The sequence below is a fragment of the Streptomyces sp. NPDC004435 genome (genome assembly GCF_042873895.1).
In the GTDB taxonomy this organism is placed as follows: Bacteria; Actinomycetota; Actinomycetes; order Streptomycetales; family Streptomycetaceae; genus Streptomyces.
Genome location: NZ_JBIAMB010000009.1, coordinates 305832 through 321056, shown reverse-complemented (window position 1 = coordinate 321056; position 15225 = coordinate 305832). Strand labels below are relative to the sequence as shown.

12 protein-coding genes are annotated in these 15225 nt (G+C 73.7%); 2 read left to right on the top strand and 10 right to left on the bottom strand.

The window, feature by feature from the left end:
* The first annotated feature begins 258 nt into the window (after positions 1–258).
* On the top strand, positions 259–1728 hold the full coding sequence (locus ACFYT9_RS19085; protein WP_389165250.1) for a protein kinase: 1470 nt from the start codon (positions 259–261) through the stop codon (positions 1726–1728).
* 79 nt (positions 1729–1807) lie between these two features.
* Positions 1808–2521 (top strand): DUF2993 domain-containing protein, encoded by a 714-nt coding sequence (locus ACFYT9_RS19080; protein WP_389165247.1) that lies wholly within the window; start codon positions 1808–1810, stop codon positions 2519–2521.
* Positions 2522–2533: 12 nt separating this feature from the next.
* Here the strand turns inward: ACFYT9_RS19080 and ACFYT9_RS19075 are convergent, their stop codons facing one another.
* From ACFYT9_RS19075 to ACFYT9_RS19030, 10 genes are all read right to left on the bottom strand, one after another.
* Complete coding sequence (locus ACFYT9_RS19075; protein ID WP_389165244.1) at positions 2534–4996, bottom strand: SpoIIE family protein phosphatase; 2463 nt, start codon at positions 4994–4996, stop codon at positions 2534–2536.
* Positions 4997–5302: 306 nt separating this feature from the next.
* Complete coding sequence (locus tag ACFYT9_RS19070; RefSeq protein WP_389165241.1) at positions 5303–6700, bottom strand: alkaline phosphatase family protein; 1398 nt, start codon at positions 6698–6700, stop codon at positions 5303–5305.
* Positions 6697–7869, bottom strand: coding sequence for a metabolite traffic protein EboE (eboE, locus tag ACFYT9_RS19065; protein WP_389165238.1), 1173 nt, complete (start codon positions 7867–7869; stop codon positions 6697–6699). The genes ACFYT9_RS19070 and eboE overlap by 4 nt, the downstream gene beginning before the upstream one ends.
* Positions 7870–7884: 15 nt before the next feature.
* The gene (locus ACFYT9_RS19060; protein ID WP_389165235.1) at positions 7885–8733 is read right to left on the bottom strand and encodes a TatD family hydrolase; all 849 of its coding nucleotides are present in this window, start codon (positions 8731–8733) and stop codon (positions 7885–7887) included.
* Complete coding sequence (locus ACFYT9_RS19055) at positions 8733–9395, bottom strand: EboA domain-containing protein (RefSeq protein WP_389165233.1); 663 nt, start codon at positions 9393–9395, stop codon at positions 8733–8735. Before ACFYT9_RS19055 ends, ACFYT9_RS19060 begins: the two co-directional genes overlap by 1 nt.
* A 4-nt stretch (positions 9396–9399) precedes the next feature.
* Positions 9400–10278 carry a sugar phosphate isomerase/epimerase family protein gene (locus ACFYT9_RS19050; protein ID WP_389165230.1) on the bottom strand — a complete coding sequence of 293 codons (879 nt, stop codon included), beginning with the start codon at positions 10276–10278 and terminating at the stop codon, positions 9400–9402.
* Positions 10275–11612 carry an SCO3242 family prenyltransferase gene (locus tag ACFYT9_RS19045; protein WP_389165227.1) on the bottom strand — a complete coding sequence of 446 codons (1338 nt, stop codon included), beginning with the start codon at positions 11610–11612 and terminating at the stop codon, positions 10275–10277. The genes ACFYT9_RS19050 and ACFYT9_RS19045 overlap by 4 nt, the downstream gene beginning before the upstream one ends.
* A complete protein-coding gene (locus ACFYT9_RS19040; RefSeq protein WP_389165224.1) occupies positions 11609–12778 on the bottom strand; it encodes an inositol-3-phosphate synthase in 1170 nt (389 codons plus the stop codon). The genes ACFYT9_RS19045 and ACFYT9_RS19040 overlap by 4 nt, the downstream gene beginning before the upstream one ends.
* A gap of 116 nt (positions 12779–12894) precedes the next feature.
* Positions 12895–13902, bottom strand: coding sequence for a sugar phosphate isomerase/epimerase family protein (locus tag ACFYT9_RS19035; protein ID WP_389165222.1), 1008 nt, complete (start codon positions 13900–13902; stop codon positions 12895–12897).
* Positions 13903–13914: 12 nt separating this feature from the next.
* Positions 13915–15165, bottom strand: coding sequence for a Gfo/Idh/MocA family protein (locus tag ACFYT9_RS19030; protein ID WP_389165219.1), 1251 nt, complete (start codon positions 15163–15165; stop codon positions 13915–13917).
* Positions 15166–15225: the final 60 nt, after the last annotated feature.

The window sequence follows — 15225 nt, the reverse complement described above, 5'->3', positions numbered from 1 at the left end:
GGACCTCTGGTCGCGGAGGCCCCCGGCTCCGAACGGTGCCGCCGGCTGCAACAAGGGCGCACCTCAGCTGCCCTCGTTCACCCGGATGGCCCTGTCCAAGACCCCGCACGACAGTCAGTTGGCCCCGTACGGCCTCCCGTATCCGAAGAGGAGACAGCGAGACAGCTCCACGCGGCTTCTGGCAGTCCGTGCCTGCCAGGAGCCCGATCACCACCCTCCCCGTCAGCCCGACCACTCGAAGGACCGCAGGTACCCGTCATGCAGTACCCCCTCTACAACGCGTGGGCCGGCCTCATCGGCGACCGGTACGCGCTGCGCGAGATGATCGGCCGCGGCGGCATGGGCGAGGTCTGGTCGGCCGACGACCTGCTCCTGCACCGTGCGGTTGCCGTGAAGCTGATGCACACACAGCTCGCCCTCGACGACGTCGCTCAGAGCCGCTTCCAGCGCGAGGTCCGCGCGGCCGCCTCCCTCAACCATCCATGCGTCGCAGCCGTCTACGACGCCGGCTGGCTTCCGACAGCGCCCCCGCGCCCGTTCCTGGTCATGGAGCACATCACCGGACACACCGCTGCCGAACGGCTGAGGTCGACCCCACCCTCGACGCAGGAAGCGGTCGACTGGGTCGCGGGAACACTGGAGGCACTCGCCTGCGCCCACGAGGCCGGTCTGGTCCACCGGGACATCAAGCCGGCCAATGTCATGATCACCGCCGACGGGCTGATCAAGGTCATGGACTTCGGGATCGCCCACATATCCGACGGGCACGACACAAGCGTGACCGGCACGGGCATCTCGGTCGGCACCACCGCGTACATGTCCCCCGAGCAGGCCCAGGGCCGGCCCGTCGACGCACGCTCCGACCTCTACTCGACCGGCTGCATGCTCTACGAGCTCCTCACCGGCCGCCGGCCCTTCACCGGGGACAGCCCGTTCGCCATCGCCTACCAGCACATGTACGAGGACCCTCCGGCCCCGAGAGACCTCGGAGTGGAACTGCCCGGACACGTCCAGACGGCGCTTGCCCGCGCCATGGCCAAGAGCCCCGACGACCGGTTCGCCGACGCGGCGGCCATGCGTGACGCATTGCTCACCCCCGGACGTCACGACATCGCACCTCCTCAGGACACCACGCTCGCGGGAGCGCCGGCCTTCCCGGAGGAAGAGGCGACAACAGCGCTCAGGTCCTCCAGGAGAACCCGCGGTCCCCGACGGACGGCACTCGCGGCGCTGGCCCTCCTCGGCTCAGGCGCAGTCGTCACCGCTGCCCTCACCGCGGGTCCGGATGCGACGCACGCCACCGGTCCCCGCACGCAGACCTCGCCCTCCGCCGCAAGCCCTTCGCCCGAGCCAGAGCCCACCGCCAGTGGTCCGGTAGGCACCACCCCTCCCAGCGGCGGCGCCGGCCCGACGAGCCCTCACGCATCGACGGAGCCCACGACCCCCACCGTCGCCGTCCCCGGAAACCTGGTCGGGAAGACCCTCGCACTAGCCAGAGCAGACCTGGCCGAGCTGGGCCTGAACATCGCGCTCACTCCCCGCTCCAGTGCCACCGGCACCAGCACCGTGCTCGCCACCATCCCAACTGCCGGTACGCGACTGAAACGCGGCGACACCGTCCTCCTCGCCACCCGGACCGAAACGGAGGAACCCGCCGCCGACAACCGGTCCACCGCTGACGGGCCGACGCCGCCGCGACCAACCGTCACGTCCCGCGGCACCACCTGACGGACACTCAGAAATTTATGACGGCTCGCGTAGACATGCGGCACAAGGCAGCCTGCGGGGGTCACGAGAAGGAGAGAACATGATCGGTCCGGAGAACGGCCTGGCCCGGCGCAGGCGCCGCCGCAACGTATGGATCGCAGCGGCTCTGGTGTTGCTCACCGCCGCCGGCAGCGAGGTGCTGGCCACGCAGTACGCGCAGGACCGCATCGCCGACTCGGTGCGGCGGGGCATCGGCATGAGCTCCGCTCCCCAGGTGCATGTGAACGGCTTTCCCGTGTCACTTCAGCTGGCTCGAAAGGTGATCACCGAGGCGGACATCGACGCCGCACAGGTTCCAGCCGCCCTGAACGGCCGCGTCCTGACCATTCAGGATCTCTCCATCCATCTGCGCGGAATACGCCAAGAGCAGGGCGGGCGGGAGCGGGCCGACGAGGCCGAGGTCACCGCGGCCATCACCTATGAAGACCTCTCGGCCTTCTACGGGGTCGACATCAACCGAGGCAAGGGCGACGACCAGGTGGTGGCGACCGCTCAGGTCCCGCTGCTCGGACAGGTCTCGGCCTCCGCGCACGTCGGCGTCGCCGGGCCGAGAGCCATCGGGGTCGACGACGTGCGGCTCTCCCAGAACGTGCCTCCTGCCGCCCGCACCCTGTTGGAGAAGTCCCTGGAGCGTCAAGCCCCGCTCGACAACTTGCCCCAAGGGCTCGCGCTCCAGTCCGTGGACGTCACCGACCAGGGGGTCGTTGCCCTCATGACCGGGCACGATGTCAGGCTGCAGCCGCGCACCGCATAGACGTCGAGCCGGTCAAGGCGGCAGGTCGAGCAGGTCGAGATCGGCGGTGAGGGGCTGCTCGGTCCAGATGGTCTTCCCGCTCCGGGTGTAGCGGCTGCCCCAGCGGGTGGTGAGTTGGGCGATGAGGAACAAGCCTCGGCCCCCTTCGTCGGACCACCGGGCCCGGCGCAGCCGCGGCTGGGTGTTGCTGGGATCGTCGACCTCGCAGACCAGTACGTCCCCCCGGATGAGCCGCATGCCGACAGGACCGCCCGCGTACCGGACGGCGTTGGTGACGAGTTCGCTGACGACCAGCTCGGTGGTGAAGGACACCTCGTCCAGTCCCCACGCGGCCAGCTGCCCTGCCGCCGCCCTGCGCGCGGCGGCGACGACGGAGGCGTGTGCGGGGAACTCCCAGGTCGCGGTGTTCCCCGGGTCGATGGCACACGTGCGCGCCAGGAGCAGGGCCATGTCGTCGCGGGCCGGAGCGTCGCCCAGGCTGCGGAGAAGCTCGCGTCCCGCGCCGTCCAGACCACGGCCGGGGCCGGCGAACCGCGCGAGACGGTCGGCAAGCCGTCGCAGACCGGCGTCGGGATCGTGGTCGTCGCGGTAGATGACGCCCTTGGTGTACACCGCGACGATGCTGCCGGGCTCGAGGTCGAACGTGGTCGCCTCGAACGGCATCCCGCCCACACCGAGCAGCGGTCCGGGCGAGACCTCGACGGATTCGACGGTGCCGTCGGGCCGGATCACGAGGGGTGGCGGGTGTCCGGCGCTGGCCAGGGTGCACCGGCAGGTGACGGGGTCGTAGACGGCATACAGGCAACTGGCGCCGACGGTGTCCCCTTGGTGGGGCGCCTCGGTCTGGAGCTGCTGGACGAGGTCGTCGAGGTGGGTGAGGAGTTCGTCCGGGTCCAGCTCCAGGTCGGCCAGAGTGTCGACGGCCGTGCGCAGCCGGCCCATGGTGGCGGTGGCGGGCAGGCCGTGTCCCGTGACGTCACCCGCGACGAGGGCGACGCGGAAGGACGGGAGGGCGATGACGTCGTACCAGTCGCCGCCGATCTCCGCCCCGCCTCCCGCCGGCACGTAGAACCCCACGGTCTCCGCCGCGGGGGTGTCGGTGGTGGCGGCGGGGAGCAGGCGCTGCTGCAATGCGACGGCTGCCCGGTGCTCGCGTGTGTAGCGGCGGGCGTTGTCCACACCGAGTGCGGCACGGGACGCTATCTCCTTCAGCAGGTCGACGTCCTCCGGACCGAAGGGAGCGGGTCGGCGGGTGCGCCAGACGACCACGGTGCCGAGGACGAGGCCACGGGCGAACAAGGGAGCCGCGATCGCCGAGTGGCCGTGCTCGGGGACGAACAGAGAGGCCAGGTCCGCGTGCCCCTCTGCTGCGGCGATCACACTGTCCCGGTCAGGCAGAAGGACGGTCTCGCCCTGTCCGATTCTCCTGAGAAGCGGGTGGTTCGGCAGCGCGGGCGGAACCGCGCCCACAGCGGGGAGACCGGTGGGCCAGTCGTCACCCGGCGGAGCCGCGCCGACCCGGCGCAGGTTCCACTGCCCCGGACCGAGCATCTTCGGGGGCTCGTCCCCCTCGAGCACGGCCTCGGACAGGGCCACCCAGGCGACGTCACCGAAGGCAGGCACGAGGACGTCCGCCAGATCCTGCGCGGTGCGTGCCACGTCCAGTGTGGCGCCGATGCCCGCTCCGGCCCTGGTCAGCAGTTCCAGGCGCCGTTCGGCCCGGTACCCGTCCGTGATGTCGACGTACGTCTGGCATGTGCCGAGGGGCCGGCCGACCGGGTCGGTCAGGCGGAACGTGGACAGCGACCACATCCGGTCGCGGTCCGGACCGGACGGGGGGCTTCCGCGCACTGGAAGGCCCAGGACGGGCTCACCGGTCTCTCGCACCTGCCGCAGAACCCGCTCGACCGTCGCGGAGTCGACATGAGGGGTGTCCGCACCGACCGGTCGGCCGACGAGCGGGTTTCCGGAGTGGGCGAGGGCCCGCTGCGCCGCCCCGTTCAGCAACCGGTACCGCAACGCGTCGTCCAAGAGAGCGATGGGGGCGGGATACTGCTCGAACAGGGCCCGCAACACCGCCCGGTCTTCGTTCTCCCGCTCGATCCGCAGGGCGTCCCCTCCGGAGACCGACCATCCCGCCCGGCCCTCCCGGTCCGTGAGTGGACGCACGCGCAGCGCGACCTTCACCTCGTGCCCGTCACGGTGCCGCAGGCCGAGAACGCCGTCCCAGCTCTGGCCGGCCCCAGGTCGGTCGCGCCACGCCGACGCCGCTGCGCGGTCCCCGCGGGTGGCCAGCAACTCCACCGCCGGTGTGCCGCAGACTTCCTGCGCCCGGTATCCGAGGAGGGTTTCCGCCTCTGTACTCCACAGCTGGACAGCCCCCATCCGGTCCACCCAGGCAGTGGCGGGATACGGCTCCAGCGGCAGGCCCTCTGCTCCCGCGCCGGTCCCCCCGGCGTTCAAGGGTCCGCTCATCGGCATCAGTCCATTTCTGGCCTCGCCCTCTGGCCATCATAGGAGAAGCGGACATTCGGTACGTCTTGAACGCCTGGAGGCCCAGGTCTCCGGCGGGACTGCGACGCTCACCTACGGCGCGCTGTCAGCGGCGGCCGGGGCGGGATCGGTCGGCTCGGATCGCACCGGCGGTCACCCGCGCCTCACGGACGCCTGCGTGTCCCCATGTGAGCGCAGGAGCACCCCGCGTCACTCTCGCGAGGGTCTTCGAGCAGGACAGCTCGCCGTGCAGCCCACCGGAGGTGCCTTCGAGGGCGGATTTCGGCGTCACATCGATCTTCCCGGCGGCGGCGTGGCCAAGGCCAGAAGGAAGGGCTTCACCTCTGTGGCCGCCAGGCGGCCGGGCAGGGCGTCCGGCAGCGAGCACAGGACGAGGGGGCCTTCGTCGTCGTCGGCGGGGAGGCGGCCGTGGCTGCCTCGGACGGGGGCGGGGTCCAGGGGGACCACGGCGAGGCGGTAGCGCATGCCGAGTCTCTTGCGGGCGAGGGCGGCCGCCGCCCTGACGCGTACGTAGGGGTCCTCGGGGTCCAGGAAGAGCTCCGCGGGGTCGTAGCCGGGCTTGCGGTGGATCTCGACCAGCTGCGCGAAGTCGGGGGCCCTGGCGTCGTCGAGCCAGTAGTAGTACGTGAACCACGCGTCCGGTTCCGCGACCGCGACGAGCTCGCCGGAGCGAGGGTGGTCGAGGCCGTGCGCCTTCTTGCCGTCGCTGTCGAGGAGCTGGTCGACGCCGGGCAGGTCGGCGAGGGCTTCGCGCGCGGCCGGGACGTCCTCGGGCCTGCGGACGTACACGTGGGCGAGCTGGTGGTCGGCCACCGCGAAGGCGCGGGAGGCGGCCGGGTCGAGGTATTCCATGCCGTCCTGGGTGTGGACCTCCAGGAGTCCGGCGCGCCGCAGGGCGCGATTGATGTCGACGGGGCGGTGCACGCGGGTGATGCCGTACTCGGACAGCGCCACGACCGTGCGCCCTTCGCGCCGGGCGTCCTCCAGCAGCGGGCCGATGACGGTGTCGAGTTCGGCGGCGGCCCGGGACGCGCGCGGGTCGTCGGGGCCGTAGCGCTGGAGGTCGTAGTCGAGGTGGGGCAGGTAGCACAGGGTGAGGTCGGGGCGGCGGGTGCGCATGACGTGCCGGGTGGCGTCGGCGATCCAGCGGCTGGAGGCGATGCCGGCGCCGGGGCCCCAGAAGCGGAAGAGGGGGAAGGTGCCGAGCAGTTCGGTGAGTTCGTCGTGGAGTGCGGGCGGGCGGGTGTAGCAGTCGGGTTCCTTGCGTCCGTCGGCGTAGTACACGGGGCGGGGGGTGACGGTGATGTCGGTGTCCGCGCCCATCGCGTACCACCAGCAGATGTTGGCGACGGTGTAGTCGGGCCAGGTACGGCGGGCGGCGTCCCAGACGCGGTCGCCGCCGACGAGGGCGTTGTGCTGGCGCCAGAGCAGGACGTCGCCGAGTTCGCGGAAGTACCAGCCGTTGGCGACGATGCCGTGCTCCGAGGGGAGCGTGCCGGTGAGGAAGGTGGTCTGGGCGGTGCACGTGACGGCCGGCAGGACGGTGGTCAGCGGGGCGTGCGAGCCCGAGGCGGCGAGGGCCCTCAGGTTCGGCATGTGGGCGAGGAGCCGGGGGGTGAGTCCGACGACGTCCAGGACGAGGAGCGGCGTGGGGCGGGCGGTCATGGGAGCTCCTTGAGGCCGAGGTCGGTCAGAAGGGCGCGGGCCAGGTCGAGTTCGGCGGCGATGCCGTCGTGGAGTCGGGCCCGCGTGCGCGGCCGCAGCGCGGGAGGCAGGGCCTGCCAGGTGTAGGTCTCGACCTCCAGATGGCGGGTGCGGGGTACGGGGCCGCCGACGAGCAGCGCGAGGGTCTCTTCGAGCACCGACATCGTGGAGGTCAGCGGCGGGGCGGGGCGCGCGTGCAGGGGGACGTGGAAGTGGGAGCGCCAGGGGCTCGTGTCGGGGAGGGCGGCTCCGGCGAGGGCTTCGTCGAGGTCGTCGGTGCCGCGCCGGCCTTCGGGGGTGAGGGCGCGGGTCTGGTGGAGGAAGCGGGGTTCGACGTAGGCCGCGAGCGCCTCGCGCACGGCGGGGAGGTGCGGGTGCTCGGCGTGGAGCGCCGCGGAGAGCTGCGCCTTGGGAAGGGGGACGCCCGCCGCGTGGAGGGAGGCGAGCGCGGCGGGCGGGTCCTCGAACGAGGTGGCGAGATGGCAGGTGTCGACACAGACGCCGATGCGGTGCGGTGCGCCGACGGCGGTGAGGGGGGCGATGGCGTCCGTGGTCGTCTCCACGACGCAGCCGGGCTCGGGTTCGAGCGCCACGCGGACGGACTTCCCGGTCAGTTCCTCCAACGCGTCGAGCCGTTCGGCGAGCGTGGTGAGGGCCGCCCGGCAGGCTTCGGCCCGGGCGGGGCCGAAGTCCGTGCGCCAGCCCAGGGGCAGGGTGGAGATCGTGCCCTCGGTGACGTCGTCCGGCAGGAGGGCCGCGAGGAGGCGGGCCAGGTCGGTGGTGTGGGCGAGCCTGGCGGGATGGGCCCAGTCCGGCTCGTACACGCGGTACTTGACCTCCTGTCCGCCGAAGCCCTCGTACGGGAAGCCGTTGAGCGTGACGACCTCCAGGCCGCGCCGGTCCAGCTCGGCCCGCAGGCCCCGCAGAGCCCCGGGGTCGTCGACGAGGACGCGGGCTGCCGGCCTGGCGAGCCAGAGGCCGATGCCGAGTCGGTCGCGGCCGAGTCTGCGGCGGACGGGTTCGCAGTGGTCGCGGAGCTGGGCGAGGACGCCGTCGAGGGTTTCGGCCGGGTGGACGTTGGTGCAGTAGGCGAGGTGGACGACGGAGCCGTCGGTGTGCCGGAAGCGCATCGCGGTCCCGCCTCCTCATTCTCCGCCGCGCAGCACGGAGTTGCCCTCGTGGGTGCCGTGGGCGGGTGGCACGTCGAGGGCGAGGCGTCCGCTGATCCCGTAGAAGGCGACGGGGTTGCGCCACAGGACCAGGTCCACGTCGTCCTCTCCGAATCCCGCAGCGAGCATGGCGTCGGCGACCCGGCGGGTCTTGAGCGGGTCGCTCCTCCCCCAGTCCGCGGCCGAGTTGACGAGCATCTTCTCCGGCCCGTGGGCGCGCAGGACCGCGACCATCCGGTCCTCGTCCATCTTGGTGTCCGGGTAGACGGAGAAGCCGAGCCAGCAGCCGCTCTCCTTCGCCTCCCCCACGGTCGTCTCGTTGAGGTGGTCGAGCAGCACGTGGTCGGGTGCCAGCGCGGATTCCCGCACGACGTCGAGCGTGCGGCGCATTCCGGCGAGCTTGTCGCGGTGCGGGGTGTGGACGAGGGCGGGCAGTCCGTGGTCGGCGGCGAGTTGGAGCTGGGCGGCGAGGGCGGTGTCCTCGGCGGGGGTCATCGAGTCGTAGCCGATCTCGCCGACCGCGACCACGGAGTCCTTGACGAGGTAGCGGGGCAGGACGTCGAGGACGGGGACGCAGCGGGGGTCGTTGGCCTCCTTGGGATTGAGCGCGAGGGCGCAGTGGTGCGCGATGCCGTACTGGGCGGCCCGGTACGGCTCCCAGCCGAGGAGCGCGTCGAAGTAGTCGAGGAAGCTCGCCGGGGAGGTGCGCGGCTGGCCGAGCCAGAAGGCGGGCTCGACCAGGGCACGCACCCCGGCGGCGTACATGGCCTCGTAGTCGTCGGTGGTGCGGGAGGTCATGTGGATGTGCGGGTCGAAGATGCGCATCAGCACTCCTCCGGGGGCCGGTGGGGGCCTTGGGCGGCCAGGGCGAGCACGTGGTGCAGGTCGTCGGGGACGGGGCGGCCGGCGGCGGTGCGCTCGGCGGCGTGATCGGCGAGCATGCGCGCCAGGTCGGTGTCGCCGCGGGCGCGCCGGGGCAGGTCGGCGACGGCGCTGACGGGGACCTGGGTGAAGAGGCACTTGAGGACGGCGTGCCGCCACGCGTGCTGGTCGAGGTGGGCTGCCGCGTAGGGGCCGACAGCGGCGGCGACGAGCCGTGCGTCGTGGGTGCGCAGGGCGTCCTCGACGAGGGGCAGGGCGTGGGGTCCGGTGAGGAGGTGCGGGAGGGCGCGGAGCACGGCGCGGCGTTCGGCGGCGCTGCCGTGGTGGTAGAGACGCGCGAGGTCTTCCGGAGCGGGACGGGCCGCCGCGAGGAGGACGGTGCGGGCGGCGTCGGCGTACGCGGCCCCGCAGGTGCGTCCGGCGGCGGCGAACCGCAGTTCCCAGGCGGGGGTGGTTCCCGGAGGGTCGGTCGAGGACGGGCCGTCGCCGGCCTGTTCCGCCTCGGCGAGGGCGTCGTCCAGCCAGGCGCGGGGCGCTCGGGGAAGGCGCGTGCGGAGGGTGGCACGCAGGTGAGGAAGGGTGTCCCGGGGCGGGGTCGCGTTCACGTGGTCAGCGTTCCTTTCGGTGCCCGGCGCGGAGGAAGGACAGGGAGGAGCGGGCGAGTTCCGGGCCGGCGTGGGAGTGGCGCGGCAGTTCGACGACGGTGAGCCCGCGGTATCCGGTGGCGGCGAGGGCGTCGAGGACCGGTGGGAAGTCGATCTCGCCGTCACCGAACGGAAGGTGTTCGTGGACGCCGCGCCGCATGTCCTCGATCTGGACGTGGCGCAGCCAGGGGGCCGCGTCGCGGACGCAGTCGGTGATCGGCTCGGGTTCCAGGCATCGGCAGTGGCCGATGTCGAGTGTGAGGCCGAGGGCGGCGGGGCTGCCGGTGAGGGCACGCAGGTGGTGGAAGTCGGCGAGGGTGGCGAGGAGATGGCCGGGTTCGGGTTCGATCGCGAGCGGTACGCCCGCGGCGTCGGCCGCCTCGACCACCGGGGCGAGGCCGGCCGCGAGGCGTGCCCACGCGGTGTCCGGGTCGGTGCCCGGCGGGGTGGGCCCGCTGAAGCAGTGCACGGCGTGGGCGTCGAGGTCGGCGGCGGTACGCACGGCGGTGAGGAGCAGCCGGACCCGCGCCGCGCGGGCCTCCGGGTCGGGGTCGAGCAGGGAGGGGCCGTGCTTGCGGCGCGGATCGAGGACGTAGCGGGCGCCGGTCTCGACGGTGACGGTGAGGCCGAGGGACTCCAGTCGGCGCGCCACACGGGCGGTGCGGGCGGCCAGGTCGGGGGCGAGCGGGTCGAGGTGCATGTGGTCGAGGGTGAGCCCGACGCCGTCGTAGCCGAGGTCGGCGAGGAGGGCGAGGGCGTCGTCGAGGCGGAGGTCGGTCAGCCCGTTGGTGCCGTACCCGTAGCGGAGGGGGAGGGCGGCGACGGCGGGGCGGAGCTCGGTCATGTGGGGCTGACCTTTCGCGCGAGGCGGCGGGCGACCGGCGCGAGGCCGAGCAGGGCCATGCCCACGACGGGCGAGCCGGAGCGGGCGGCCAGCACGGCCTGGAGGGGGATCACGGCCCGGACACCACCGCCGACCGCGCGCTGCGTGAGGTGAGGGGAAGGGTTGAGGACGGCGTGGAGGAGAGGGCCGGCGACGGTACGGAGGTAGGCGCCGGCCATGAACACCGCGACCCGGTCCGACGCGATACGGCGGCGGTGGACCGCAGCGGGGACGCCACCGAGGGTGGGCGGCGCGGCGCCCGGAGCGGGGATCGCGCCGCGTAACCGCCGCGCGGTGCCGGGCCGGCCGCGACTGTCGGTACGCCGTCGGGTCCGGCGCCCCGCACCGGGCGGGTACGGCTCCGAGCCGGGCGGGTGCGGGCCGGAGCCGGGCGGGTGCGGTCGTGAGCCGGGCGGGTACAGGCCGGAGCCCACCGGGTACGGCCCGGAGCCGGGCGCGTGCGGTCCCGGGCCCAGCAGACGCAGCCCGGAGCCGGGCAGGTGCGGTCCGGAGCCCACCGGGTACGGCCCGGAGCCGGGCGCGTGCGGTCCCGGGCCCAGCAGGCGCGGCCCGGAGCCGAACGGGTGCGGTCCCGAGCCGGCGGTGAGGAGGGCGAGCAGCACCGACGATGCGAGGGCTCCCGCCGGAGCCGCGGTGGAGCCGCCGTCGGCCTCGTGCCGGGAGACGGCGGTGACGGCGTAGGTGTGCGCGGCCACGGCCGCGGCGGCCGGCGCGGCGGCGGCCAGCACGTCGATCCCCGCCCGCCCGCCGCCCGCCGTCGGGCCCGGCACCGCGGGGCGGGACTCCCGCACCCGCGCCGCGGAGGCCGTCGCGAGGGCTCCGAGGAGGACGTCCAGGCCGCGGGCGGCGGCCATCGCCGCCGGGCCCGCGGCCGTGTGCTTGAGCCTGAGGTCGTAGGCCCACACGGTCGCGGCCAGCGCCGAGGCGACGGCCAGCGCCGGCCGTCCCGCCCGGGAGGCGAGGGCCAGGCCCGTGGCGGTGAGGGCGCCGGCCGCGCCGAGGGCGGCGGCCGGGGCGACGCGGCCCGACGGCAGGGGCCGCCGTGGGCGTTCGACGGCGTCGACGTGGCGGTCCGCCCAGTCGTTGAGCGCCATGCCCGCCTCGTAGAGGCAGACGGAGGCGCCGACGGCCCACGCGGTCCCTCCGCCGGGCCTCAGTCCGGCGGCCGCCGCGCCGGCGAGGGCGTCGCCGGGGACGCTGGGCAGAGCCGACACCCGCAGCAGCTCGGCCCACGCCCGCAACGTCCCGGGGCGCGGCCTCGGGGCGCCGGTCATCGGGCCCCGTCCCGGAGCCGGCCCGCGAAGGCGAGGAGGGCGTCGAACTGCGCGGCCAGCGCGGCGGGGCCACCGTCAGGGTCCTTGAAATAGAAGCCGAGTTCGGGGCGGGGTCCGGTGAGGCCGACCTCGTGGGCGCGGGCGAGAAACCGGGCCAGGTCCAGGACCAGGGGCGCGGCGAGCGCCGAGTCGCAGCCCTGCCACGTGGTCTGGAGGATCATGCGGGACCCGAGGAATCCGTCGAAGGCGACGTGGTCCCAGGCCGTCTTCCATTCGCCGAGGGCCGGGACGTCGTCGATGTGGACGGTGCCCTCGACACCGGGGCCGAGGGTGTCGGCGAGCACGCGTTCCTTGCCCGCGTTCTTGGCCGCGGCGGCGGCCGGATCGGCCAGCGTGGCGCCGTCGCCGCCGCCGAGCAGATTGGTGCCGGACCAGGCGCGCACGGCCAGCGCCCGCTGGACGAACATCGGGGCGAGGACGGACCGCAGCAGCGTCTGGCCGGTCTTGCCGTCGCGGCCCGCGTGCGGGACGGCGCTCGCGGCGACCGTCTCGGCGAGGGCGGGGGCGAACAGGCCGGTGGAAGGGGTGAAGTTGACGTAGGGGCAGTCGGCCCGGAGCGCGGCGGCTGCGTAGAGCGCGCTCGCCGGGAGGCGGCGGGCGTCCGGCTCCGGGAGCGGCTCCGTGGAGGCCACGTGGACGACGACGACCCGCGCGAGGGCGTGGCGGGTGCGGAACCCGGCGAGGTCGTCGGTGAAGCGCCCGATCAGTTCCTCGTCGGTCCGGCGGTCGCCGGGCAGCGGACCGCCGGGCCGTATCTCCTCGTCGGCCGCGGCCAGTTCGGTGTGGACGGCACGGGCGAGGCCGGTGGGCAGGACCCTGTCCGCGGTGAGGTCCTCGGCGCGTTTCGGCAGGGGGCAGTCGGAGACGTCGTGTCCGCCGAAGACGAGGGTGTCGAGGGCGGGGAGACCGGCGTCGGCGAACGGCGGCGTCTCGGTGACCATGCCGGTCGGAGGATGGAGTCCGGCGGTGACGGCGGCGCAGCCGGCGACGGCTGTGGTCGCCACCGAGCCGCGAGCCCCGACGAACCAGACTCCGGTGCGTCCGGTCCTGTCGTCGGCCGGCGTTCGCTGAGCGTTCCCGTGGTGCACGGGCTGCCTCCCTGACATGTGGGGTGTCATCGGGGTGGAGACGGCGGGCGGGGGGTACGGCGCCCCCTCGCCCGCCGTCGCTCGTGGGTGGCCCCGCGTGCGCGGCGTCGCGCGGCGGAGCCCGTACGGTGGGGCTACTCGCCCCGCCCCGAGAAGGCCGCGTCGAAGGCGGCGCTCGGCGGGTCGAAGTCGAAGCGCTTGAGGTGGGCGAGGGCCTCCGGCGCGCCCGCGAGCCGGTCCATGCCCGCGTCCTCCCATTCGACGGAGATCGGACCGGCGTAGCCGATGGAGCGCAGCATCCGGAAGACGTCCTCCCAGGGGACGTCGCCGTGGCCGGCGGAGACGAAGTCCCAGCCGCGGCGCGGGTCGCCCCAGGGCAGGTGGGAGCCGAGGCGGCCGTTGCGCCCGTCGAGCCGGGTGCGGGCCTCCTTGCAGTCGACGTGGTAGATCCGGTCGCGGAAGTCGTAGAGGAAGCCGACCGGGTCGAGGTCCTGCCAGACGAAGTGGCTGGGGTCGAAGTTGAGTCCGAAGGCGGGCCGGTTGTCGACGGCCTCCAGGGCTCGTTTCGTGGTCCAGTAGTCGTAGGCGATCTCGCTCGGATGGACCTCGTGGGCGAAGCGGACGCCCTCCGCGTCGAAGACGTCGAGGATCGGGTTCCAGCGCTCGGCGAAGTCCTCGTAGCCGCGCTCGATCATGTGCTCGGGGACGGGCGGGAACCTGGCCACGAGGTGCCAGATCGAGGAGCCGGTGAAGCCGACGACGGTGTCGACGCCGAGGGCGGCGGCGGCGCGGGCGGTGTCCTTGAGCTCGGCCGCCGCGCGCCTGCGCACCCCTTCCGGCTCGCCGTCGCCCCAGATCCGGGGCGGGAGGATGCCCTGGTGGCGTTCGTCGATGGGGTGGTCGCAGACGGCCTGGCCGACGAGGTGGTTGGAGACGGCCCAGCACCGCAGGCCGTACTTCTCCAGGAGGGCGCGCCGCCCGTCGAGATAGGCCGGGTCGGCGAGGGCCTTGTCGACCTCGAAGTGGTCTCCCCAGCAGGCGAGTTCGAGCCCGTCGTAGCCGAAGTCACGCGCCAGTGCGCAGACTTCCTCCAGGGGCAGATCGGCCCACTGGCCGGTGAACAGGGTGAACGGACGGGCCATGGTGTCTCCTCCTCAGACCTGGGCCTCGGTACGGGCGGGGGCGGCCGGCGCGGGCGGCGGGGGCGCGGTGCGGGGCACGGGTACGGGCGTGTAGACGGCGTTGTGCCCGGCGCTCTCCTCGACGGCCGCCAGGACCCGCTGGACCTGGAGGCCGTCGGCGAAGGACGGCGAGGGCTCCGCCCCCGCGGCGATGGTCATGACCAGGTCGCGCGCCTGGTGGGCGAAGGTGTGCTCGTAGCCGAGGACGTGGCCGGGCGGCCACCACGCCTCCAGGTACGGGTGGTCGGGCTCGGTGACGAGGATGCGGCGGAATCCCGCGGTGGCGGCCGGCTCCTGGTGGTCGTGGTAGAGCAGTTCGTTCAGGCGTTCCAGGTCGAAGGCGAGGGAGCCGAGTTCGCCGCTGATCTCCAGACGCAGGGCGTTCTTGCGCCCGGGAGCCATGCGGCTCGCCTCGAAGGTCGCCAGTGCCCCGGAGGCCAGCCGGCCGGTGAAGACGGCCGCGTCGTCCACGGTGACGGGGCCGCGGCCACCGCCGCCGGACGCGCTCAGCCCGGCGGAGACGCCCGCGAGCAGGGGACGTTCCCTGACGAAGGTCTCCAGCTGCGCCGAGACCCCGACCAGCGGCTCCCCCGCCAGAAACTGAGCGAGGTCGACGATGTGCGCTCCGAGATCACCGAGGGCGCCGGAGCCCGCGTGCTGCCGCTCCAACCTCCAGGTCAGGGGGAAGTCCGGGTCCACGAGCCAGTCCTGAAGGTACGTCAGGCGTACGTGACGGAGGGCGCCGACGCGTCCCTCCTCGACGAGCCGGCGGGCGAGGGCGAGCGCGGGGACGCGCCGGTAGTTGAAGCCGACCATCGCCACCTGGCCGCGGCTCCTGGCCCGTTCGGCGGCCTCGGCCATCGCCTCGGCCTCGGCGACGGTGTTGGCGAGCGGCTTCTCGCACAGCACGTGCTTGCCGGCGTCGAGCGCCGCGACGGCGATCTCGGCGTGCCGGTCGCCCGGGGTGCAGATGTCGACGAGCTGCACGTCGTCGCGGGCGATGAGGCGCCGCCAGTCGGTCTCTGCGGCCGCCCATCCGTGTCGTGCGGCGGCCGCGCGCACGGCGGCGCGGTCCCGGCCGGCGACAGCGGCGAGGACCGGACGCAGTGGCAGGTCGAAGACGCGGCCGGCGGTGCGCCACCCCTGGGAGTGGGCGGCGCCCATGAACGCGTACCCGATCAGGCCGACGCCGAGTGTCGGCGCGGTCTCGCTGTCCTGTTCCATGGGTCTCCAATCGCGGTACCGGCCGCGGCGGCCGGTGGAGCTGTCGGCTCGGTGAGCCGG

Excerpts from the sequence above, each read along its gene's own strand:
- ACFYT9_RS19085 (WP_389165250.1), top strand. The coding sequence starts at position 259 with ATGCAGTACCCCCTCTACAACGCGTGGGCCGGCCTCATCGGCGACCGG.
- ACFYT9_RS19080 (WP_389165247.1), top strand. The coding sequence starts at position 1,808 with ATGATCGGTCCGGAGAACGGCCTGGCCCGGCGCAGGCGCCGCCGCAAC.
- ACFYT9_RS19075 (WP_389165244.1), bottom strand. The coding sequence starts at position 4,996 with ATGAGCGGACCCTTGAACGCCGGGGGGACCGGCGCGGGAGCAGAGGGC.
- ACFYT9_RS19070 (WP_389165241.1), bottom strand. The coding sequence starts at position 6,700 with ATGACCGCCCGCCCCACGCCGCTCCTCGTCCTGGACGTCGTCGGACTC.
- eboE (WP_389165238.1), bottom strand. The coding sequence starts at position 7,869 with ATGCGCTTCCGGCACACCGACGGCTCCGTCGTCCACCTCGCCTACTGC.
- ACFYT9_RS19060 (WP_389165235.1), bottom strand. The coding sequence starts at position 8,733 with ATGCGCATCTTCGACCCGCACATCCACATGACCTCCCGCACCACCGAC.
- ACFYT9_RS19050 (WP_389165230.1), bottom strand. The coding sequence starts at position 10,278 with ATGACCGAGCTCCGCCCCGCCGTCGCCGCCCTCCCCCTCCGCTACGGG.
- ACFYT9_RS19045 (WP_389165227.1), bottom strand. The coding sequence starts at position 11,612 with ATGACCGGCGCCCCGAGGCCGCGCCCCGGGACGTTGCGGGCGTGGGCC.
- ACFYT9_RS19040 (WP_389165224.1), bottom strand. The coding sequence starts at position 12,778 with ATGTCAGGGAGGCAGCCCGTGCACCACGGGAACGCTCAGCGAACGCCG.
- ACFYT9_RS19035 (WP_389165222.1), bottom strand. The coding sequence starts at position 13,902 with ATGGCCCGTCCGTTCACCCTGTTCACCGGCCAGTGGGCCGATCTGCCC.
- ACFYT9_RS19030 (WP_389165219.1), bottom strand. The coding sequence starts at position 15,165 with ATGGAACAGGACAGCGAGACCGCGCCGACACTCGGCGTCGGCCTGATC.